The 21,093-nt window shown below is 72.1% G+C and carries 20 protein-coding genes and 1 riboswitch; of the genes, 13 read left to right on the top strand and 7 right to left on the bottom strand.

The genetic code is table 11. The features are described 5' to 3' along the window. Positions 1-18 precede the first annotated feature (18 nt). From AMK24_RS28540 to gcvT, 4 genes are all read right to left on the bottom strand, one after another. The gene (locus AMK24_RS28540) at positions 19-1,404 is read right to left on the bottom strand and encodes an L-serine ammonia-lyase (RefSeq protein WP_073771784.1); all 1,386 of its coding nucleotides are present in this window, start codon (positions 1,402-1,404) and stop codon (positions 19-21) included. Positions 1,405-1,567: 163 nt separating this feature from the next. After that, entirely contained in the window at positions 1,568-2,827 is a 1,260-nt protein-coding gene (gene glyA / locus AMK24_RS28535; protein WP_073771783.1) for a serine hydroxymethyltransferase, read from the bottom strand. Between the two features lie 19 nt (positions 2,828-2,846). Further along, the gene (gcvH, locus tag AMK24_RS28530; RefSeq protein WP_010060008.1) at positions 2,847-3,224 is read right to left on the bottom strand and encodes a glycine cleavage system protein GcvH; all 378 of its coding nucleotides are present in this window, start codon (positions 3,222-3,224) and stop codon (positions 2,847-2,849) included. Between the two features lie 122 nt (positions 3,225-3,346). Further along, complete coding sequence (gcvT, locus tag AMK24_RS28525; protein ID WP_073771782.1) at positions 3,347-4,471, bottom strand: glycine cleavage system aminomethyltransferase GcvT; 1,125 nt, start codon at positions 4,469-4,471, stop codon at positions 3,347-3,349. 177 nt (positions 4,472-4,648) lie between these two features. Beyond that, positions 4,649-4,746, bottom strand: a riboswitch (glycine riboswitch). Positions 4,747-4,909: 163 nt separating this feature from the next. On the opposite strand from gcvT, the gene AMK24_RS28520 reads away from it, so the two are divergent. The 9 genes from AMK24_RS28520 (at position 4,910) to AMK24_RS28480 (ending at position 14,349) form a co-directional block, all read left to right on the top strand. Next, positions 4,910-5,614 (top strand): AAA family ATPase, encoded by a 705-nt coding sequence (locus AMK24_RS28520; RefSeq protein WP_073771781.1) that lies wholly within the window; start codon positions 4,910-4,912, stop codon positions 5,612-5,614. Between the two features lie 70 nt (positions 5,615-5,684). Next, positions 5,685-6,455, top strand: coding sequence for an enhanced serine sensitivity protein SseB (locus AMK24_RS28515; protein ID WP_073771780.1), 771 nt, complete (start codon positions 5,685-5,687; stop codon positions 6,453-6,455). A 250-nt stretch (positions 6,456-6,705) separates the two neighbouring features. Further along, complete coding sequence (locus tag AMK24_RS28510; protein WP_199876525.1) at positions 6,706-7,449, top strand: enhanced serine sensitivity protein SseB C-terminal domain-containing protein; 744 nt, start codon at positions 6,706-6,708, stop codon at positions 7,447-7,449. 285 nt (positions 7,450-7,734) lie between these two features. Further along, complete coding sequence (locus tag AMK24_RS28505; protein ID WP_073771778.1) at positions 7,735-9,405, top strand: ABC transporter substrate-binding protein; 1,671 nt, start codon at positions 7,735-7,737, stop codon at positions 9,403-9,405. A gap of 85 nt (positions 9,406-9,490) precedes the next feature. Beyond that, the gene (locus AMK24_RS28500; RefSeq protein WP_073771777.1) at positions 9,491-10,495 is read left to right on the top strand and encodes an ABC transporter permease; all 1,005 of its coding nucleotides are present in this window, start codon (positions 9,491-9,493) and stop codon (positions 10,493-10,495) included. Position 10,496: 1 nt separating this feature from the next. Continuing rightward, the gene (locus tag AMK24_RS28495) at positions 10,497-11,459 is read left to right on the top strand and encodes an ABC transporter permease (RefSeq protein WP_073771776.1); all 963 of its coding nucleotides are present in this window, start codon (positions 10,497-10,499) and stop codon (positions 11,457-11,459) included. A 6-nt stretch (positions 11,460-11,465) separates the two neighbouring features. Next, positions 11,466-12,458: an ABC transporter ATP-binding protein gene (locus tag AMK24_RS28490; protein WP_073771775.1), complete on the top strand. Its 993-nt coding sequence runs from the start codon at positions 11,466-11,468 to the stop codon at positions 12,456-12,458. Then, positions 12,455-13,648, top strand: a complete 1,194-nt coding sequence (locus tag AMK24_RS28485) for an ABC transporter ATP-binding protein (RefSeq protein WP_073771774.1) — start codon at positions 12,455-12,457, stop codon at positions 13,646-13,648. The genes AMK24_RS28490 and AMK24_RS28485 overlap by 4 nt, the downstream gene beginning before the upstream one ends. Positions 13,649-13,677: 29 nt before the next feature. Next, positions 13,678-14,349: a trimeric intracellular cation channel family protein gene (locus tag AMK24_RS28480; RefSeq protein WP_073771773.1), complete on the top strand. Its 672-nt coding sequence runs from the start codon at positions 13,678-13,680 to the stop codon at positions 14,347-14,349. A gap of 337 nt (positions 14,350-14,686) precedes the next feature. Here the strand turns inward: AMK24_RS28480 and AMK24_RS28475 are convergent, their stop codons facing one another. Further along, the gene (locus tag AMK24_RS28475; protein ID WP_073771772.1) at positions 14,687-14,986 is read right to left on the bottom strand and encodes a DUF6342 family protein; all 300 of its coding nucleotides are present in this window, start codon (positions 14,984-14,986) and stop codon (positions 14,687-14,689) included. A 535-nt stretch (positions 14,987-15,521) separates the two neighbouring features. On the opposite strand from AMK24_RS28475, the gene AMK24_RS28470 reads away from it, so the two are divergent. Continuing rightward, positions 15,522-16,370, top strand: coding sequence for a universal stress protein (locus tag AMK24_RS28470; RefSeq protein ID WP_073771771.1), 849 nt, complete (start codon positions 15,522-15,524; stop codon positions 16,368-16,370). A 71-nt stretch (positions 16,371-16,441) separates the two neighbouring features. Here the strand turns inward: AMK24_RS28470 and AMK24_RS28465 are convergent, their stop codons facing one another. Further along, entirely contained in the window at positions 16,442-17,290 is an 849-nt protein-coding gene (locus AMK24_RS28465) for a universal stress protein (RefSeq protein ID WP_073771770.1), read from the bottom strand. Positions 17,291-17,568: 278 nt separating this feature from the next. On the opposite strand from AMK24_RS28465, the gene AMK24_RS28460 reads away from it, so the two are divergent. Both AMK24_RS28460 and AMK24_RS28455 read left to right on the top strand, forming a co-directional pair. Continuing rightward, entirely contained in the window at positions 17,569-18,450 is an 882-nt protein-coding gene (locus tag AMK24_RS28460; protein ID WP_199876524.1) for a thioesterase family protein, read from the top strand. A 66-nt stretch (positions 18,451-18,516) separates the two neighbouring features. Further along, positions 18,517-19,575 carry a helix-turn-helix transcriptional regulator gene (locus AMK24_RS28455; protein WP_079190668.1) on the top strand — a complete coding sequence of 353 codons (1,059 nt, stop codon included), beginning with the start codon at positions 18,517-18,519 and terminating at the stop codon, positions 19,573-19,575. Between the two features lie 550 nt (positions 19,576-20,125). Here AMK24_RS28455 and AMK24_RS28450 read toward each other — a convergent pair. Next, the gene (locus AMK24_RS28450) at positions 20,126-20,773 is read right to left on the bottom strand and encodes a TetR family transcriptional regulator (protein WP_073771768.1); all 648 of its coding nucleotides are present in this window, start codon (positions 20,771-20,773) and stop codon (positions 20,126-20,128) included. Between the two features lie 116 nt (positions 20,774-20,889). Here AMK24_RS28450 and AMK24_RS34365 point away from each other — a divergent pair, with 116 nt between their 5' ends. Continuing rightward, positions 20,890-21,045, top strand: a complete 156-nt coding sequence (locus AMK24_RS34365) for a hypothetical protein (protein ID WP_199876523.1) — start codon at positions 20,890-20,892, stop codon at positions 21,043-21,045. Positions 21,046-21,093 lie beyond the last annotated feature (48 nt).

Raw genomic sequence — 21,093 nt, 5'->3', positions numbered from 1 at the left:
GGTCAGGGCCCTTCCTGCCTAGCACTCGATGATGTTCACCGCGAGCCCGCCCCGCGCCGTCTCCTTGTACTTGACGCTCATGTCCGCCCCCGTCTCCTTCATGGTCTTGATGACCTTGTCGAGGGAGACCTTGTGGCTGCCGTCGCCCCGCAGCGCCATCCGCGCCGCCGTGACCGCCTTCACCGCCGCCATGCCGTTGCGCTCGATGCAGGGGATCTGGACGAGGCCGCCGACCGGGTCGCAGGTCAGGCCCAGGTTGTGCTCCATACCGATCTCGGCGGCGTTCTCCACCTGCTCGGGGGAGCCGCCGAGGACCTCGGCCAGGGCGCCGGCCGCCATGGAGCAGGCGGAGCCGACCTCGCCCTGGCAGCCGACCTCCGCGCCGGAGATGGAGGCGTTCTCCTTGAACAGCATGCCGATCGCGCCCGCCGCGAGGAGGAAGCGCACGACGCTGTCCTCCTTCTCCGCCTCGGTGCAGCCGCCCGCCGCGAAGTTCATGTAGTAGTGCAGTACGGCCGGGATGATGCCCGCCGCGCCGTTGGTGGGGGCGGTGACGACGCGCCCGCCCGCCGCGTTCTCCTCGTTGACGGCCATCGCGTAGAGGGTGATCCACTCCATCGCGTGGGCCTGCGGGTCGCCCTCGGCGCGGAGCTGGCGGGCCGAGTTCGCGGCGCGGCGGCGGACCTTCAGGCCGCCGGGCAGGATGCCCTCGCGGGACATGCCGCGCGAGACGCACGCCTGCATGACGCGCCAGATGTCCAGGAGCCCGGAGCGGATCTCCGCCTCGGTGCGCCAGGCCAGCTCGTTCTCCAGCATCATCGAGGAGATGGACAGGCCGGTCTCCCGGGAGAGCCGCAGCAGCTCGTCGCCGGTGCGGAACGGGTGCTTGAGGACCGTGTCGTCCGGGACGATCGGGTTCTCCCCGGCCACCGCGTCCTCGTCGACGACGAAGCCGCCGCCGACCGAGTAGTACGTCTTCTCCAGGAGCGGCGCGCCCTCGACGTCGTGCGCGATGATCGTCATGCCGTTGGCGTGGTACGGGAGCGCCTTGCGGCGGTGCAGGACCAGGTCGTCGTCGAAGGCGAACGGGATCTCGTGCATGCCCAGCAGGTTGATCCGGCCGGTGGAGCGGATCTCCTCGACCCGGCCGTCGGCGGACTCCACGTCCACGGTCTGGGGCGACTCGCCCTCCAGGCCGAGCAGGACCGCCTTGGGCGTGCCGTGCCCGTGGCCGGTCGCACCGAGGGAACCGTACAGCTCGGCCCGTATCGAGGCGGTGTGCGCGAGCAGCCCCTCGTTCTTCAGGCGGCGCGCGAACATCCTGGCGGCGCGCATCGGCCCCACCGTGTGGGAGCTGGACGGGCCGATGCCGATCGAGAACAGGTCGAAGACCGAGATGGCCACGGGAGGACTCCTTGGGGGGTGGGAAGACGCCGTTGTCTGCCGGGGTGGTGCGGGGGACAAGCGGGGGCAAGTGGGGTGGCGGAGGACAAGGGTCGGGGCACCGCGCTCACTCGTCCAGTGTGCGCGGTGCCCCGTGGAGATGCGCGGAACCGCAGGCCAGGTGCTACTTCAGGCCGGGGTACAGCGGGAACTTCTCGGCCAGCGCGACCACGCGGGCCTTGAGGTCGTCCGCGTCGTACGACGGCTTGAGGGCGGCGGCGATGATCTCCGCCACCTCCGTGAACTCCTCGGCGCCGAAGCCGCGGGTGGCCAGCGCCGGGGTGCCGATCCGCAGGCCCGAGGTGACCATCGGGGGGCGCGGGTCGTTCGGAATGGCGTTCCGGTTGACCGTGATGCCCAGCTCGTGGAGCCGGTCCTCGGCCTGCTGGCCGTCCAGCTCGGAGTTGCGCAGGTCGACCAGGACCAGGTGGACGTCGGTGCCGCCGGAGAGGACGGAGACGCCGGCCTCGGTGACGTCCGGCTGGACCAGCCGCTCGGCCAGGATGCGCGCGCCGTCCAGGGTGCGCTGCTGGCGCTCCTTGAACTCCTCGCCCGCCGCGATCTTGAACGAGACCGCCTTGGCCGCGATCACGTGCTCCAGTGGGCCGCCCTGCTGGCCGGGGAAGACCGCGGAGTTGATCTTCTTGGCCAGCTCCTGGGTGGAGAGGATCACGCCGCCGCGCGGACCGCCGAGGGTCTTGTGCGTGGTGGTGGTGACGACGTGGGCGTGCGGCACCGGGTTGGGGTGCAGTCCGGCCGCGACCAGGCCCGCGAAGTGGGCCATGTCGACCATCAGGTACGCGCCGACCTCGTCCGCGATACGGCGGAAGGCCGCGAAGTCCAGCCGGCGCGGGTAGGCGGACCAGCCGGCCACGATCAGCTTCGGCTGGGACTCCTTGGCGAGGCGCTCGACCTCCTCCATGTCCACGACACCGGTCTCGTCGACGTGGTAGGGGACCACGTTGTAGAGCTTGCCGGAGAAGTTGATCTTCATGCCGTGGGTCAGGTGACCGCCGTGGGCCAGGTTCAGGCCCATGATCGTGTCGCCCGGCTTCAGCAGCGCGAACATCGCGGCGGCGTTCGCCTGGGCGCCGGAGTGCGGCTGCACGTTGGCGGCCTCGGCGCCGAACAGGGCCTTGATCCGGTCGATCGCGATCTGCTCGACGACGTCGACGTGCTCACAGCCGCCGTAGTAGCGGCGGCCCGGGTAGCCCTCGGCGTACTTGTTGGTGAGGACGGAGCCCTGCGCCTCCATGACGGCGACCGGAGCGAAGTTCTCCGAGGCGATCATTTCGAGGGTGGACTGCTGGCGGTGGAGCTCGGCGTCGACGGCGGCGGCGACGTCCGGGTCCAGCTCGTGGAGGGAGGAGTTCAGAAGCGACATCAGGGGATCCCTTAAGGTCTCAGTTGCCGGAGAACGCGGTGTACTCGTCGGCGGAGAGCAGATCGGCCGGCTCCTCCGCGACGCGCACCTTGAACAGCCAGCCGCCCTCGAAGGGAGCGGAGTTCACCAGCGAGGGGTCGTCCACGACGTCCTGGTTGGCCGCCGTCACCTCGCCGGTCACCGGCGAGTACAGGTCGCTGACGGACTTGGTCGACTCCAGCTCCCCGCAGGTCTCGCCCGCGGTCACCGTGTCACCGACCTCCGGGAGCTGGGCGTAGACGACGTCGCCGAGCGCGTTGGCCGCGTACTCCGTGATGCCGATGGTGGCCACGCCGTCCTCGAGGGCCGACAGCCACTCGTGCTCCTTGCTGTACCGCAGCTGCTGGGGGTTGCTCATGACCTGAATTCTCCTGTACGCGGGGGAGTGCTGATGAACGGTGGTCTTACGGGGTGAGACGGAGGTACGTCACTTCCGTGACGGGCACGGGCGGCCGGGAACGCCCGGTTTCCTCCGGGATATCACTTCTGGCGCTTGTAGAACGGCAGCGCGACGACCTCGTACGGCTCGTGCGTGCCGCGGATGTCCACGCCCACGCCCTCGGTGCCGGGGGCGGCGAAGGCGGCGTCCACGTAGGCCATGGCGATCGGCTTGCCCAGGGTCGGGGACGGGGCGCCGGAGGTGACCTCTCCGATCACCTTGCCGTCGGCGACCACGGAGAACCCGGCGCGCGGGACGCGGCGGCCCTCGGCGACCAGGCCGACCAGCTTGCGCGGCGGGGCGGTCTCGGCCCGCTCGGCGGCGGCCTTCAGCGCCTCGCGGCCGACGAAGTCGCCCTCCTTCTCGAACTTCACGACCCGGCCCAGGCCCGCGTCGAACGGGGTGAGCGCCGTCGTCAGCTCGTGCCCGTACAGCGGCATGCCCGCCTCCAGGCGCAGCGTGTCCCGGCAGGAGAGGCCGCAGGGGATCAGGCCGTGCGGGGCGCCGGCCTCGGTCAGCGCCCGCCACAGCCGCTCGGCGTGCTCGGGGGCGACGAACAGCTCGAAGCCGTCCTCGCCGGTGTAGCCGGTACGGGCGATGAGCGCCGGAACCCCGGCGACCGTGCCCGGCAGGCCGGCGTAGTACTTCAGCCCGTCCAGGTCGGCGTCGGTGACGGCCTTCATGATGGCGGGCGACTCGGGCCCCTGGACCGCGAGCAGCGCGTACGCGTCCCGGTCGTCGCGCACCTCGGCGTCGAAGCCCTCGACGCGGGCGGTCAGCGCGTCCAGCACGGTCTGCGCGTTGCCCGCGTTGGCGACGACCATGTACTCGGGGGTCCCGGCCGCTCCGAGGCGGTAGACGATCAGGTCGTCCACGATCCCGCCGTCCTCCTGGACGATCATCGTGTAGCGGGCCCGGCCGCTGCCGATGGTGGCGATGTTGCCGACCAGCGCGTAGCTCAGGAACGCGGCGGCCTCGGGGCCGGTGACGGTGATCTCGCCCATGTGCGACAGGTCGAAGAGACCGGCGCGGGTGCGGACGGCGTTGTGCTCGTCGCGCTCGCTCGCGTACCGCAGCGGCATGTCCCAGCCCGCGAAGTCGGTCATGGTGGCGCCGAGCGAGCGGTGCAGCGCGTCGAGGGCGGTGAGACGGGGGGCGGTGCTCATGGGCATGGCTCCAGGGCATGACGACGTCGGGACGGAGATCCTCCCCATCTGTCATCGGAACCTGAGAGGTTCGCCGACAGCCCCTGACGGGGTGGGCCCCGGAGGGCGCGCCCCGGTTCGGGGGCTCGGCTTGCACCTTGGGTGGGGCCGCCGGGGCGGCCCGCTTTTCAGATCTGCCTCATCCGCGCGGTACGGGGCCTGAGAGATTCAAGGGAGGATCTTGCTCCTTCGGCGCCCGGCTCACACTGTGGCCGGAACTCTCCCGCGCGGATTCGAACGGCCGGTATGCAGTTGGCGCGGCCATCATCGCACGCATCGCGGCGGAGCGGGAGGCCGGTCCTCGGCGCCCGCCCGGACGGCGAGGACGGTTGTGCCGCCTTGCCAGTTCTTTACACTTCAGGAACAGGTGTGGGCGGCCCGACGGCAGGGGGATGGGCGATGACGTTACAGCGGTCGGCACCGACGGCGGGGGCCGCGCACGGCGCGCTGCCCGCACAGCCCGGCGCACCCGTGCGGGAGCTGTCGGCGGACGGCGCCTCGGGGGCCGCGCCGGTGGTACGGGATCTGCGCGGGCGCGCGGGCCCGACCCCCTACAGCCTCGATTTCGCGGCCGGCGACCTCGTGGTGGTCTCCGGACTGCCCGGCAGCGGGAAGTCCACCCTCATCCGGCAGGCCGCTCAGGGCCGCGCCGTCGACTCGCAGAACACCCGCGACGACTGGGCCGCCGCCCTGCCCGCCGCGTTGCCCTACGCCCTCTACCGCCCCCTGGTACGCGCCGCGCACTACCTGGGCCTCCGCAGCGCCCTGCGCGCCGGTGAATCGGTCGTCGTGCACGACTGCGGAACCCAGACCTGGGTACGCCGCTGGCTCGCCCGGCACGCCGCGCGCCGGGGCCGCGCCCTCCACCTCGTCCTGCTCGATGTGGCGCCCGACGTGGCGCGGCAGGGGCAGCGCGAGCGCGGGCGCGGCGTCTCCGGCTACGCCTTCGCCCGCCACCGGCACGCGGTGGCCCGGCTGCTCCGCGACACCGAGCGGGGGCTGCCGCCCGCCGGCTGCGCCTCCGCCGTGCTGCTGGACCGCCCGGCGGCGGGGGCGCTCGCCCGGATCGCCTTCACGGAGGCCGGGGCTTCCGCCGCCCGCTGAGGTTAAGGTGCTGGCCGGAGCAGGGCCGCCGCGTGCGGCGGCCCCCGCGGTGGAGAGAGGCGCAGAGGCAGTGGACATTCCGGCACCCGCACCGGCACACCCCCGGCAGGGGTGGCCCGCCAACGAACTCGAAGAGGTGCTCAGCGCCTCGCTCGGCGTCCCGGACGCGGGCGGCCGCCTCGTCGAGGTGCTCGGCCGCAGTTCCGTCTGGGTACCGCTGCCGAACGGCGGCAGCCCCGCCAGCGCCGACCTGGACCTGCCGATGATGGAGATCGACGGCGCGGCCTTCGTCCCCGTCTTCAGCTCCGAGGCGCAGTTCCTCGGCTGCGTCGGGAGCCACATGTCCTTCGCCGTCGCGCCCGCCCGCGACTTCGCCCGGGGCCTGCCCCCCCAGGTCGGCATCGCCGTCAACCCCGGCGGCGCCGTCGGCGTCCCGCTTCCGCCGCCCGCCGTCGCCGAACTGTGCCGGGCCGGCCGCACCGCCCTGGACGGCCCCGCCGCGGGCGGCCGGGTGCGCCTGTTCGAGCCGGACTGGCAGCAGGACCCGGTCGACTTCCTCTCCGCCGTGGCCGAGGAGTTCGAGGCCACCGGGGTGGTCGGCACCGCCCGCCGGACGCTGGCCAGCATCGAGGGCGGCGACCCGGTCCTCTTCGTCGGCGTCGAGTTCGCCGCCTGGGACGGAGCGGACCAGAGCGTCCCCATGGACGCCGTCGGCCGGGCGCTCGGCCGGGTCCAGCCGCCCTGGCCGGTCAACCTGGTCCTGCTCGACGTGGCCCAGGACCTCGTCGGCGACTGGATGCGGGAGAAGGTGCGCCCCTTCTACCGGCGCGCGGGCCACTGAACCATCGGCGCGCGGGCCGCTGGGCCATCGGCGCGCGGGCCGCTGGGCCGCGGAGCCGGCCGGCGGGGCGCCCCGGCCCTCTCCACGCCGCCGGACCGTGGCGTCGAGCCGGTGCCCGGGGCGGCGCATAAGCTGGTTTGATGGCGAAGCCGCTCCCGTGGGCCCGGAGCGGCGTGGAACCGATGGACGACGAGGGGCGGAACCCAGAGTGAGCGCGTCGGGCACTGCGGCGGCAGGGCAGGTCGAGCACATGCTGCGCCAGGTGACCCCCGGCCGGTACGACCGTTACGAGGCGCTGCTCGCCGCCCTCGCGGACAGCCGGGTCTGGATGCTGCTCTGGAACGGCGCCGCCGGCTCGCCGGACGCCCAGTACGGCAGCATGGAGGTGGACGGCCTGGGGTACGCCCCCTGCGTCACCTCCGCCCAGGAGCTCTCCGCCAGCGGCTGGAACCGCGCCCACGAACTGGTCACCGGACGCGACATCGCCCGCGCCCTCTTCCCCGACCGCTGGGGCATCTGGCTCAACCCGCACGCCCCCGGCGGCGGCGTCGGCATCCCCTGGCTCGATCTGCGCCGGATCGCCACCGGCCTGGACCGGCTGCCCGCCGGGCCGCTGAGGCTCTCCGACCCCGCCATCGAACTCCCGCAGTTCTACGCCCTGCTCACCCAGAACGCCCACCGCACCCCGGCGATCCGCTCGCTGCGCCGGGCCTGGGTGCACCCCGCGGTCGGCGTGCCGTACCTCGCGATCGGCCTCGACCTCTACGACACCGGCCGCGCCTCGGTGGAGTCGGTGCGCGAGATGATGCGCCAGTCGGTCGCCGGAGTCCCCGACGGGCTGCCGGTCTCCACCGTCGCCCTGTCCGACGAGTACGACCCGGTCGGCATGTGGCTGCGCGCCAACGCCCGCCCGTTCTACGACCGCGAGGCCCACGGCCCGGCCGGCCCGCCCCCCGCCGCTCCCGGCTACGGCTACCCGCCCCAGCCCCGCTGAGCCCCGCGGGCCCCGGTCCCACCGGACCGCGCGTAGGGGCGCCGCGTCGCCTCGACCGCCCGCGCCGGGCCGCGAGGGGCGGCGGATCCGGCCGGCGGGCGCCGAACACCCGCTGATGCCCGGCTTGTTAACTTTCCTCGGGAGGATGTCCCGGAACTGGACGGTTTGTTAACTGTCCGGGTCTCGACTAGGTATCACCGCTATCCGGACTGTTCTCTTGCGATGTACCCCGTCTGTAGTGTGCGGCCATCAAACCTCACCACATGGCGAACCAGGGGTGGACCCATGCGCATACACAAGTCCCGGGCTGTCCGGGCGATCACGACAGCGGTCGCTGTCGGTCTGATCGCCACGGGCTGTTCCAGCGAGCGGGACGAAGGCGGCTCCAAGGGAGGCGACAAGGACACCTTCGTCTTCGCCGGAGCCGGTGACCCCGGTTCCCTCGACCCGGCCCTCGCGAGCGACGGCGAGACGTTCCGCGTCACCCGTCAGGCCTTCGAGGCGCTCCTGGAGCACGAGCCCGGCGGCAGCAAGCTCGTCGGCGGCCTGGCCGAGAAGTGGTCGAGCGACGAGGCCGGCAAGGTCTGGACGTTCAACCTGCGCAAGAACGTCACGTTCCACGACGGCGAGGCGTTCAACGCCGCCGCGGTCTGCGCGAACTACGACCACTGGTTCAACTGGAAGGGCACGTACCAGTCCAGCGCGGTCTCCTACTACTGGCAGACCATCATGGGCGGGTTCGCGAAGAACGAGGACGCCGAGGCGCCCAAGCCCAACTACAAGTCCTGCACCGCCAAGGACGAGAACACCGCCGTCATCGAGGTGAACGAGCCCTCGGCGAACCTGCCGGGCGGATTCTCCCTCCAGGCGCTGGCGATCCACTCGCCGAAGGCCCTCAAGGAGTACGAGAAGCAGGACGCGAGCGCCAAGGGCGACGCGATCACGTACCCCAAGTACAGCCAGGAGGCCGGCACGGTCGCCGGCACCGGCCCGTACAGGATCACGAAGTGGAACAAGGGGACGAAGGAAGTCTCCCTCACCCGCTTCGACGACTACTGGGGCCCCAAGGCCAAGGTGAAGAACCTGGTCTTCCGCACCATCTCCACCGAGGAGACCCGCCGCCAGGCGCTCCAGGCGGGTGACATCGACGGCTACGACCTGGTCGCGCCCGCCGACGTGACGACGCTGGAGAAGCAGGGTTACGAGGTTCCGACCCGTGACGTCTTCAACATCTTCTACATCGGGATGAGCCAGTCGTCGAACCCGGCGCTGAAGAAGCCCGAGGTCCGTCAGGCGATCACGCACGCCATCGACCGCGAGAACCTCGTCAACACCCAGCTGCCCGAGGGCGGCAAGGTCGCGACCCAGTTCATGCCCGACACGGTCGCCGGCTTCTCGGACAAGGTGAAGACGTACCCGTTCGACACCGCCAAGGCGAAGAGCCTCCTCAAGCAGGCCGGCGAGGAGAAGCTGAGCATCGACTTCTGCTACCCGACCGAGGTCACCCGCCCGTACATGCCCGCTCCGCAGGACATGTTCGAGCTGATGAAGGCCGACCTGGAGAAGGCCGGCATCACCGTCAAGCCGAAGGCCATGAAGTGGGCCCCGGACTACCTGGACGCCACCGAGGCGGGCTCCTGCGCCCTGCACATGCTCGGCTGGACCGGTGACTTCAACGACGGCTACAACTTCATCGGCACCTGGTTCGCCGGACCGGACAAGCAGTGGGGCTTCAAGGACGAGAAGGTCTTCGACGCGGTGAACGCCGCTTCCGAGGTCACCGACCCGGCCGCCCGCACCGCCGCTTACCAGAAGGCCAACGAGGCCATCATGGAGTACGTCCCGGGCGTGCCGATCTCCTCGTCGCCCCCGGCCATCGCGTTCGCCAAGAACGTCAACCCGCCGAAGGTCTCCCCGCTGACGCAGGAGAACTTCGCCGAGGTCTCCTTCAAGTAATCGCACACCAGCGGGTCCGCCCGGCCACAGCAACCAGGTGGCCGGGCGGACCCGCATCGACGCACGTGAGAAAGGGGCATGCGGGGTGCTGCGACTCGTCGTCAGAAGACTTCTCCAGCTCATTCCCACCCTGCTCGGCCTGTCGGTCCTGCTGTTCCTCTGGCTGAACCGACTGCCCGGCGGACCCGCCACAGCGATCCTGGGCGAGCGGGCCACCGAAGCCGAAGTGGCGAGGATCAACCGGGCACTCGGGCTGGACGAGCCGGTGCACGTCCAGTACTGGCGCTTCCTCAAGCGCATCTTCGAGCTCGACCTCGGAACCTCCACCCAGACCGGGCAGCCGGTGTGGGACGAATTCACCCGGGCCTTCCCGGCCACCGTGGAGCTGAGCCTCGCGGCGATCCTGATCGCCGTCGTCGTCGGCATCCCGATGGGGTACCTCGCGGCCAAGCACCGCGGCGGCTGGCTGGACGTCGCCTCGGTCTCCGGATCGCTGCTCGGCATCTGCATCCCGGTCTTCTTCCTGGCCGTGCTGCTGCGCGGGATCTTCTCCGTCCAGCTGCAGTGGTTCCCGAGCCAGGGGCGGCTCGACCCCGGCATCGACGCCACCGACGTCACCGGATTCGCCGTCCTGGACGGCCTGCTGACCGGGGAGTTCGACGCGAGCTGGAACGCGATCACGCACTTGATCCTGCCCGCCGTCGCGCTGGCCTCGATCCCGCTCGCCGTCATCGTCCGGATGACCCGCGCCAGCGTCCTGGAGGTGCTCGGCGAGGACTACATCCGCACCGCCGAGTCCAAGGGCCTCGACAAGAAGACCGTGCGCGGACGCCACGTGCTGCGCAACGCGCTGCTGCCCGTGATCACCGCGGTCGGCCTGCTGACCGGAAGTCTGCTCTCCGGTGCGGTGCTCACCGAGTCCGTCTTCGACTTCGGCGGCATCGGCTCCTTCATCCGTACCGCGATCGACGGCCGTGACTACCCGGTCCTCGTCGGGTTCATCCTCTTCATCGCGATGGTGTACGTGCTGATCAACCTGCTGGTCGACCTCGCGTACAGCATCATCGACCCCAGAGTGCGGGTGCACTGACGTGACGATCCTGACCAACAAAGCAGACAAGATCGACCGTCTCGCCGAGCTGACACAGAGCTCCGAGGCCGTCACGGGCTCCAGCCTGTGGCGCGAGGCGTTCCGCCGGATGCGCTCCAGCAAGATGGCGATCATCGGCGCGGCCATCATCGGCGCGTTCATCGTCGTCGCCATCGTCGGGCCCATGCTCGCCCCGCACGGCGCCACCGCGCAGAACTGGCGCAGCGAGGTCTTCCCCAACCAGGGCAGGTTCGTCGGCATGCGCGGCGAGAACTGGTTCGGCCTGGACCACCTGGGCCGCGACATGTTCTCCCGCTGGCTCGTCGGCGCCCGGCAGACGCTGCTCGTCGGTGTCGTCTCCATGCTCATCGGCCTGATCGTCGGCGCGCTCGTCGGTCTGCTCTCCGGTGCCGCCGCCACGCTCGGCGGCAAGGCCGGACAGCGCGTCGACACCGTGATCATGCGGTTCACCGACATCATGCTGTCGCTGCCCTCGCTGCTGCTCGCCGTCTCCATCGCCGCCGTGCTCGGCCAGTCGCTGACCACCGTGATGATCGCCGTGGGTGTCGTCCAGATCCCCATCTTCGCCCGCCTGCTGCGCGGTTCGATGCTGGTCCAGGGGGGCGCCGACTACGTGCTCGCCGCGAAGGCGGTCGGCATCCGGCGCAAGCGGATCGTGCTCACGCAGATCCTGCCGAACTCGCTGAGCCCCGTGATCGTCCAGGCCACCCTGAGCCTGGCGACCGCGATCATCGAGGCCGCGGCCCTGTCGTACCTGGGCCTCGGCAACCCCGACCCGGCCGTTCCCGAGTGGGGCGTGATGCTCTCCCAGGCGCAGCGCTTCTTCGACAACGAGCCGATGATGGCCGCCTATCCGGCCATCGGGATCATCATCACCGCCCTCGGCTTCACCCTGCTCGGCGAGGCCATGCGCGAAGCCCTCGACCCGAAGTTGCGAGGCTGAAGTCCCATGTCACTGCTCTCCGTTGAGGAACTCAGCGTCACCTTCACCGCCCGCGGCCGCAAGGACGCCACGGCCGTGGACGGCGTCTCCTTCACCGTCGACCAGGGCCAGGTCGTGGGCCTGGTCGGCGAGTCGGGCTGCGGCAAGTCCGTCACCTCGCTCGCCCTGATGGGGCTGCTGCCCCGCAAGGGCGTGCGGATCGGCGGTCGCGCCGAGTTCGACGGCCGGGACCTGCTGACGCTGAACGAGCGCAAGCTGCGCGACCTGCGCGGCAGCCAGCTCGCGATGATCTTCCAGGACCCGCTCTCCTCGCTGAACCCGGTCGTCCCGATCGGCGTCCAGGTCACCGAGATCCTCCAGCGCCACCGTGGGCTGAAGGGCGAGAAGGCCCGCAAGGAAGCGGCCTCGCTGCTCGACCGGGTCGGCATCCCCGACCCGGCGCGGCGGCTCAAGGAGTATCCGCACCAGCTCTCCGGCGGTATGCGCCAGCGCGCGCTGATCGCCATGGCGGTCGCCTGCGCGCCCCGGCTGCTGATCGCCGACGAGCCGACGACCGCACTGGACGTCACCATCCAGGCGCAGATCCTGGAGCTCCTGAAGGAACTGGTCGACCAGCAGGGCACCGCCCTGCTGATGATCACGCACGACCTCGGGGTCGTCGCCGGCCTCTGCGACGAGGTCAACGTCCTGTACGCCGGACGGGCGGTGGAGTCGGCGGGCCGCCGCGAGCTGTTCGCGCACCCCACCCACCCGTACGCGCACGGGCTGCTCGGCTCCATCCCGCGCCTGGACGCCCCGCGCGGCGAGCCGTTGAACCCGATCCGCGGGTCCATCAACGACAAGATCGCCTGGGCCGACGGCTGCGCGTTCGCACCCCGGTGCGACCACTACACGATGGAGTGCCTGACCGGCACCCCCGAACTGACCGAACCACGCGCGGCCGGACACCAGGTGCGCTGCGTCAACCCGGTCCTGCCCAAGGCGGAGGTCCCGGCATGAGCCTTCTCGAACTGGACGACGTCAAAGTCCACTTCCCGGTCAAGAAGGGCCTCTTCTTCGACCGTACGGTGGGCCACGTCTACGCGGTCGACGGCGTCTCGCTGACCATCGAGGCCGGCCAGACGTACGGTCTGGTCGGCGAGTCCGGCTGCGGCAAGACGACGCTCGGCCGGGCGGTCCTGCGGCTGAACGACATCACCGACGGCGGGGTCGTCTTCGACGGCACCGACCTGGCCAAGCTGCCCTCCGAGGAGATGCGGGCCTTCCGCCGCCGCCTCCAGATGGTCTTCCAGGACCCCCTGGGCAGCCTCAACCCCCGGCAGAACATCGAGTCGATCCTCTCCGAGGGCATGGCCGCCCACGGCATCGGCGCGAACCAGGCGGAGCGCCGGGAGAAGATCAAGGACATCCTCGCCAAGGTCGGCCTGCCGTCCAACGCGATGTCCCGCTACCCGCACGAGTTCTCCGGCGGCCAGCGCCAGCGCATCGGCATCGCCCGCGCGCTGGTCCTGGAGCCGGACGTGATCATCTGCGACGAACCGGTCTCCGCGCTGGACGTCTCGGTCCAGGCGCAGGTGATCAACCTGCTGGAGGAGCTCCAGGAGTCCCTCGGCCTCACCTACCTGGTCATCGCGCACGACCTCGCGGTGGTCCGGCACATCTCGGACGTCATCGGCGTGATGTACCTGGGCGGGCTCGTCGAGGAGGCCCCGAGCGACGCGCTGTACGCGAAGCCCCGGCACCCGTACACCAAGGCCCTGATGTCGGCCGTCCCGGTGCCGGACCCCGAGGTCGAGGACCGCCGCGAGCGCATCCTGCTCCACGGCGACCTGCCCTCCCCGGCCGACCCGCCGGCCGGCTGCCGCTTCCACACCCGCTGCCCGTGGGTCCAGGAGACCAAGTGCGCCACGGAGCGCCCGCCGCTCCTGGACACCGGCGACGGGCACAAGGTGGCCTGCCACTTCACGGCCGAGATCGAGGCGGGGACGGTGAAGCAGACCCTGGCCACCGGGATCGAGGCGGTCATCGCCACGGAGGAGGTGGCGGCCGAGGCGGTGGAGACCTCCGAGGGCGAGGCGTCCGGGGCCCCGGAGGAGAAGCCCGCGACCGTACCGGCCCAGGCCGACGCGGACGTCTCCGAGAAGGGGGCCGCCGCCGAGGAGAAGGCGGAGGAGAGCCCCCGGACCTAGAAAGCGCCCGGGCCCGGCACAATTGGCCGGTGCTCACCGAACTGTTCACCCCCTCCGTCCAGCATGCGCTCGACCTCGTCGGGATCTTCGTCTTCGCGATCTCGGGCGCCCTGCTCGCCGTCCGCAAGAACTTCGATGTCTTCGGCATCGCGGTCCTCGCGGAGGTGACCGCGCTGGGCGGAGGGCTGTTCCGTGACGTGATGATCGGCGCGATCCCGCCCGCCGCCTTCACCGACCTCGGCTACTTCACTACCCCGCTGTTCGCCGCCGGCCTGGTCTTCTTCCTCCACCCGCACGTGGAGCGCATCCAGGTCGGCGTCAACGTCTTCGACGCGGCGGGGCTCGGCCTGTTCTGCGTGACCGGCACGGTCAAGGCGTACGAGTACGGCCTCGGCCTCACCTCCTCGGCGGCGCTGGGCCTGGCCACGGCGGTGGGCGGCGGTGTGCTCCGCGACGTGCTGGCCAACGAGGTGCCCTCGCTGCTGCGCTGGGACCGCGACCTGTACGCGGTGCCCGCGATCGTCGGCGCGACCATGGTCGTCCTGTGCATCCGCTTCGACACCCTGAACGCCCTGACCAGCGGCCTCGCGGTGATCGCCGCCTTCGCCCTGCGGCTGCTGGCGCTGCGCTTCCACTGGCGGGCGCCGCGCGCGTACAACCGCTCGTCGGCGCGGGCCGAGGAGGGTTCGGCGGCGACCTAAGGGCTGTCCCGTAATCCGTGGTGGGTCAGCGCGCGGCGTCGGATGCGGTGCATCGCAAGGCGGAGGGGCATCCGCATACTGGATGTATGGGGGTGTTCCGACAACGCGGCGAGGTGCCGTAGCTGTCGTCGTGCGCCCGCCAGGGATTACGGGACAGCCCTTAGGGCGGGTTTCGAAAGTCCCGCCTGTTCGGCGACGCCCGGCACGCACGCTCGCCGCGTTGTCGGGACCACCCCGATACCACCGGTATCGGGGTGGCCCTCCGCCTTGCGATCGCACCCGCCGGACGCCGCCGAGCCCGCCCTCCGGGCGGACGACGCTACTTTCGCAACACGCTTTAGTAGCCGAGGTTCTTCTGTTCGGTGATCAGGCGGCCGGCGATGTGCAGGTTCCCGTCGGAGTCGAGCACGGCGATGATCTTCTTCGTGGAGCCGTGGTGGGTCGTGAAGTAGATCTTGTCCGCCTCCTGCGAGGAGGAGTGGTTCGTGTTCACCGACAGCTCGATGCTCACCGGGGAGCTGATGAGCACGTCCTTCTTCGGTGAGTCCTTGTAAACCTGGTTCTGCCGCAGCTTGACGCGGCCGTGGGTGTCCCCCTCGTCCCAGTCGGACGCCACGCCGAGGTCGATGTCAGCCATGCGATTTCCCCTCCGGTTGCTGTGGACGAACTGTGCGGCCGGGCACCCCAAGGATTCCCGAGCCGGGCCCAGAACCTACGCAGCTTGTTCACATGACGGCTTCACGTCACGGGACTGTGGCCAATTTCCGTCCTGCTTTGTCGTGAACTGACCTCAAGGTGCTGGAGGTGTAAAAAAGCCTGAAAAGAGCCGTGACAGCTCTCGCGGTAACGGATAGGCCGACTCCTTCGGATCACCCGGCTGACCAGATGATCCGAAGGAAACCGCCCGGGCGGCTCCGGCGGGCCACGGCCTGCGCTGCGAGCCGCCCCGCGCCGGGTCGCGGCCTTCCTTCCCGCCCCGTGCGTCCCTCCCGCCCCGTGCGTCCGGCCGCCGGTGCGTCCGGCCGATTCACCCCGATGCGCCCATGACGTGCGAACGGCGGTGAGAGCCCTAGCCTGCTGTTGACCCCGGGCGTCGGGGGAGGGCGGCGCGGGCCCGCCCCGGCGCCGACCCGGTCGGGCGCCGCCCGCCGATCCTCTTCGAAGGAGACACCGTGCCCCAGCCCGTCATCGTCGGAGTCGACGGAACGTCCGACAGCCTGCTCGCGGCCGACTGGGGGGCCCGCGAAGCGCGGCGGCAGGAGGCCCCCCTGGTCCTGCTGCACGGCTACGAGAGGTCCGGCTTCGGCGGGGAGGGCTACGAGGACGACGAGGCCGGGGACCTCCTCGACACCTCCGTGACGTGGGTGCGCGAACGCCACGAAGGCGTCGAGGTGACGGGGGAACTGGCGGTGGGGTCGGAGACCGAGTTGCTGGTGGAGCGCGGCGAGGACGCGCGGATGATCGTTCTGGGCTCCCGCAGGCCGGGGCCGGTCACCGGGTTCTTCGTGGGGTCGGTCGGACTGCGCGTACTGAGCCGGGCGGCCTGCCCCGTGGTCCTCATCCGCGGCGGCACCGTCAGCCACCGGCCGCGGAACGGCGAGATCGTGGTGGGCGTCCCCGAGGACGCGGAGGAGGCCGACGCGGTTCTGGAGTTCGCCTTCCGGGCCGCCGCCACCCGCGGCGCTCCGCTGCGGGCCGCACGCGCCTGGCACCTTCCCCCCGTCGCCACCCGCCATCCCGCCGCGCTGGCCCTGGCGGAGACGCGCGGGAGCCTGGAGGCGGCCCACCGGAGCGGTCTGCTCGAACGGCTGGGGCCTTGGCGCCGGGCCCACCCCGAGGTCACGGTGGTCGAGCACGTCGAGCTGGGGCCGACCGCGGAGATGCTGGTCTCCCTCGCCGCCTCGGCGCAACTCCTGGTCGTCGGCCGGCGCAGCAGGCTCGGCACCCGCTACGTGGGCCACGTCGCCCACTCCGTACTCCACTTCGCCGACGCCCCCATCGCCCTCGTCCCCACCCGGTGAGCACCGGCGGCCGGCGCCGGAGCGGGGCAGCGGCGCCGGGCCGCCCTGGGGGCAGAGGCCCGCGGCGACGTCTACGGCGTGGGGACGACGGCGACGGGGGCGTTGGCGAAGTGGAGCGTCGCGTGGACGACGTGCCCCACATAGCGGCTGCCCGGGGTGCTGCTGCGTCCGACGACCAGGAGGCGGGCGCCGGCGGCGAGATTCACCAGCATGTCGGCGGCGAATCCCCGTTCGACGTGTTCGGTCACCGCGATGTCGGGATAGCGGCGGCGCCACGGCTTCAGGAGGCGGACCAGTTTCCGCCGGTGCTCCGCGTCGAGTTCGTCCGGCCGGTCGGAGAGGCCCAGGACGCCGGTCCGGTTCGGGAAGAGGGTGGGCAGCGCCCACGCCCGTGCCGCCCGCAGGGGGACGCCGTTCACCGCCGCGGTCTCGAACGCGAAGTCCAGGACCGCCGTCGCCTCGTCCTCCTCCGGGGGGACGCCCGCGACCACCGCGCCCCTCGGCGGACGGCGCACGGCTTCGCCGCCCCGGACCATCACCACCGGGCACGGGGTCCTGCTCACCACGCGGAGCCCCACCGACCCGAGGAGGAAGCCGGCGACCGGTCCCGGTCTGCGGGAGCCGAGCACGATCATCCCGGCTTCGCGGCCCCGCTCGGTCAGGAGCTCGGCCTCGGGCCGGGCGACCAGTTCGGCACGGGCCTCCACGTCGGGGTGCTGTTCGCGGAGCTGGGTCAGGGCGTCGTGGAGCGCGTGCTCGGCGGCCTGCCGTTCACGGTCGGCATCGCCGAGGAGGGCGGGCTCGTGCCCGTGCAGGAGGAGGAGCGGCGCCCCTCTGCGGCGAGCCTCGTCGGCCGCCCAGCCGGCCGCGTGCAGGCTGTCCGGCGTACCGTCGACCCCGACGATGACGGGTTGCTTCACGATGTCTCCTCTCCCGGCGGCGGACGGCGGGGCGTCGCCCGCCGGACGCAGCGGGCGCGGGGCGGGCGGTCGGCCGGGTGACGGCAGCCCTCTCTCGAAGAGTAGGCATTTCAGCCGTTTTCACACCTTTGTTCATCTGTCGGTTCTCCGTGGCAGGGTGCGTGCTCCGGGGGTCGTCCGGGAGGACGGGCCGGAAGCGCGGATGCCGCGTCGGCCGATGCGGAGGGCGAACGCAAAAAGCTACCGCTCAGTAGGGCGGTCGATGTACCGTGCATGCCATGGCACAGGCAGCGACTGAGACAGTGGCCGGAGCGGCGCGGGCCGCCCGGGCGACCATCGGCGACAGCGAGTTCGACCGGGACACCGCGGTCACCCTGCGCGAGGAGGGCGTCTACGACGCCGAGCTCTCCGCGGGCTGGACCATCATCCACGCCGTCAACGGCGGCTATCTGCTGGCCCTGATCGGCCGGGCCCTGGGCGAGGCGCTGCCGCACCCCGACCCGTTCTCGGTCTCGGCGCACTACCTCACCGCCTCTGTGCCCGGCCCCGCCGTGATCCGCACCGAGGTCGTCCGCACCGGCCGCACGCTCTCCACCGGGCAGGCGTCGCTCCTCCAGTACGACGAGGAGGGCGGCGAGGTCGAGCGCATCCGCGTCCTGGCCACGTACGGCGACCTGGACGCGCTCCCCGACGACGTCCGCACGACGGCCCTGCCGCCCGCCATGCCCAGCCGGGACCACTGCCTCGGTCCGAGCGACGGCGACGCCCCGATCCCGGGCAGCTCCGCCATCACCGAGCGCCTGGACATCAAGCTCGACCCGGCCACCGTGGGCTGGGCGATCGGCGCGCCGTCCGGCAAGGGGGAGATGCGCGGCTGGTTCGGCCTGGCCGACGGCCGCGACCCGGACGCCCTGTCGCTGCTGCTCACCGTGGACGCCCTGCCGCCGACCTCGTTCGAGCTGGGTCTGACCGGCTGGACCCCCACCGTCGAGCTGACCACCCACATCCGCTGCCGGCCCGCCCCGGGCCCGCTGCGCGTCGCGATCACCACCCGCAACCTGGCGGGCGGCTTCCTGGAGGAGGACGCCGAGGTCTGGGACAGCGCCGACCGCCTCGTCGCGCAGTCCCGCCAGCTCGCCAAGGCCCCGCGCACGGCGTAGCCGCCCGGGCCGCCGGGAGGGGGCCGCCGTGGACGGGGGCGCCGCCGGTCCCGTCATCATGGTCCGGTGAAAGCCGACCGGCTGCTCGCCGTCCTCCTGCTGCTCCAGACCCGGGGCACCGTCCCCGCCCGCGAGCTGGCCGAGCGCCTCGACGTCTCCGTCCGCACCGTCTACCGGGACGTCGAGGCGCTTTCCGCCGCCGGGGTGCCCGTCTACGCCGAACGCGGCCGGTACGGCGGTATCGCCCTGCTTCCCGGCTTCCGCACCGACGTCACCGGCCTCACCGCCGACGAGGCGCGCGCCCTGTTCGTGTTCACCGCCGACGACGCGCACGCCGCCCTCGGCCTGGACGCCGCCCTCGGCTCCGCCCTGCGCAAGCTCATGGCGGCCCTGCCCGCCCCGCACCGCCCGGCCGCCGAGCGGACCAGCCGCCGCGTCCTGGTGGACCCGGTCCGCTGGATGAGCGGCCCCCGGGCCGTCGTCGACGTCGCCGAACTCCACGACGCCGTCCTCGCCGACCTGAGGCTGCGCCTGCGCTACCGGCACAGCGGCCAGGACGCCCCGCGCGACTACACCGTCGATCCGTACGGCCTCGTCGTGAAGGCCGGCGTCTGGTACCTGGTCGCGGATCTCGACGGGGACCCCCGCCTCTTCCGCGCCGATCGGATCCACTCCGCCGAACCCACCGAAGACCCCGTGCGGCGGCGCGCGGGCGCGGAGTTGGCGGACGTGTGGGAGGTGCTGCGCGCCGGGGTGGAGCAGCGCCCGGCGGCGGTACGGCTGCGGGTGCGGGTGCGCCGCGACCGCCTGGAGCTGTTCCGGCGGCTGAACGCGGGCGCGCTGACCGGGGAGCCCCGGCCGGACGGTCCCCGGCCGGGGGAGGAGCCGGGGGAGTGGCTGCTGGCGGAACTGGCCGTGGCGGAGGTCGGCCGGGCGCGGCCCCTCCTGGCGTTCGGGGCGGCCGTGGAGGTCCTCGACCCGCCCGAGGCCCGCACGTTGCTGGCCGGGGCCGCCGCCGACGTCGTCGCTCTGTACGGGGGCGGGGAAACCCCTGGTCCGCCGCCGAGTCCGGCGCGGAGCCGCAGGGGCGAGAGGGGCGGCGGGTACCCTGCCCGGCGGCCGTAGGACCCCTGCCGCGGGAGGGCCGGGGCGGCGCGTCGGGCAGAGCCGGCGAGGGGCCTTGCGCTCCGGGGCCGGGAACCGGCGCCGGCCGTGTCGCACAGCGCATGTGACGGGAGGGTAAGTGTTCACTCACCCCAGACCGGGAAGGTGCGCCATGACCCAACGCGCCACGCAGGTTCCGCAGGGCGCCGACGAGGGCTCGACCCTGGCGATCCCTCCCACCCTGGGGGGGGCTTGTGGCAGGCCCGCGCCGTCGAGGAGGCCACCGGCGGGGCGGAGGCCGTGGACGTGGGGATCGAGTTCGGCGCGGACCGGGTCGTAGGGCTGACCGGGCCCGGCGACGGGCACGGCGAGCCGTTCTTCACCGGACGCGGGGAGTGGAGCCAGGGCCCTCCGGCGCCCAGGGGGCAATACGGGTTTGCTTTGGGCCCCGGCAACTCATGTCAAGAAGCGTCAGGAGAAGGTGAAGTCGCCCGCACGTGCCGGGGCGGGGCCAGGGGTCCTCCGGCTGTTCCGGGCGGGCCCGTGCGCCGTTCGCCGCCCCGGCCGCGGGTCAGGCGCGGGCGGCGCCGTCCGCCGGCCCCTCGTCGAGCCAGTGGGCGCGGCCGATGGAGACCAGTCGCAGCCGCCGCCGGGCCTGCCGGACCGTCTCCTCCTCGCCCTCCGGCCCGGCCGCCAGCAGCGCCGACGCGGTCATCACCATGTGGTCCACGTGGAACCGGCCGAGCATCAGCAGGTCCTCCTCGCTCCAGCCGGCCGACTCGGGCTCCTCCGCGAGCGCGCACGCCACCTCCTCGGCGAACCGCCGCAGCCGGTCCGCGATCGCCTCGCGGACCGGACCCACCCCGCCGTGCTGCTCACGGGCGATGAACCGGAAATGAGCGGGCCGCGCGCCGACGTGACGGACGGTCACCGCCACGCTGCGGTCCAACCGCTCCTCGCTGTCGCCCGTCTCCGCGAGGACCGCGGCGATCAGCCCGTGCAGGCTGCCCAGGGACTCCTCGACCAGGGCGACGCCGAGCGCGGCGACGTGGTCGAAGTGCCGGTAGAAGGCGGTCGGGGCGACCCCGGCGGCCCGGGTGACCTCCCGCAGTCCCAGGCTGCTCAGGCTCTGGTGCTCCAGCAGGACGAGCGCGGCGTCCAGGAGGGCCCGGCGCGTCCTCAGCTTCTGGGTGTGGCGGGCCCCGGCGGTGTGACTCATGCCATTCAGTAAACAGCTGTACTCCGAGTGGAGGAAGGGGACCGAGGTTTAGACTTGGGGGTCAGTGAACACTCGTACTCCGAACGGCTTCCGTCGTCGCACAGAGAGGTTCCGCCGTGCTCGTCCTCGTCGCCGCGCTGCTCCTGCTGGGCATCCTCCTCGGGACGGTCGCCCACCTCCCGCTCCCGCTGTCCCTGGCCGCCGCGGCCGTCATCGGCTGCTGGCTGCTGGTCTTCGCCGTGCGTGAGCGCACCTCGCGCCGCCCGCGCTGACCCGCCGGACCCGCGCCCCCACCGCCGAGCCTGTCGTTTCCCCCACCG

It is taken from the genome of Streptomyces sp. CB02366 (assembly GCF_001905905.1).
Taxonomy (GTDB): domain Bacteria; phylum Actinomycetota; class Actinomycetes; order Streptomycetales; family Streptomycetaceae; genus Streptomyces.
This window is presented reverse-complemented; position numbering and strand designations above follow the sequence as displayed.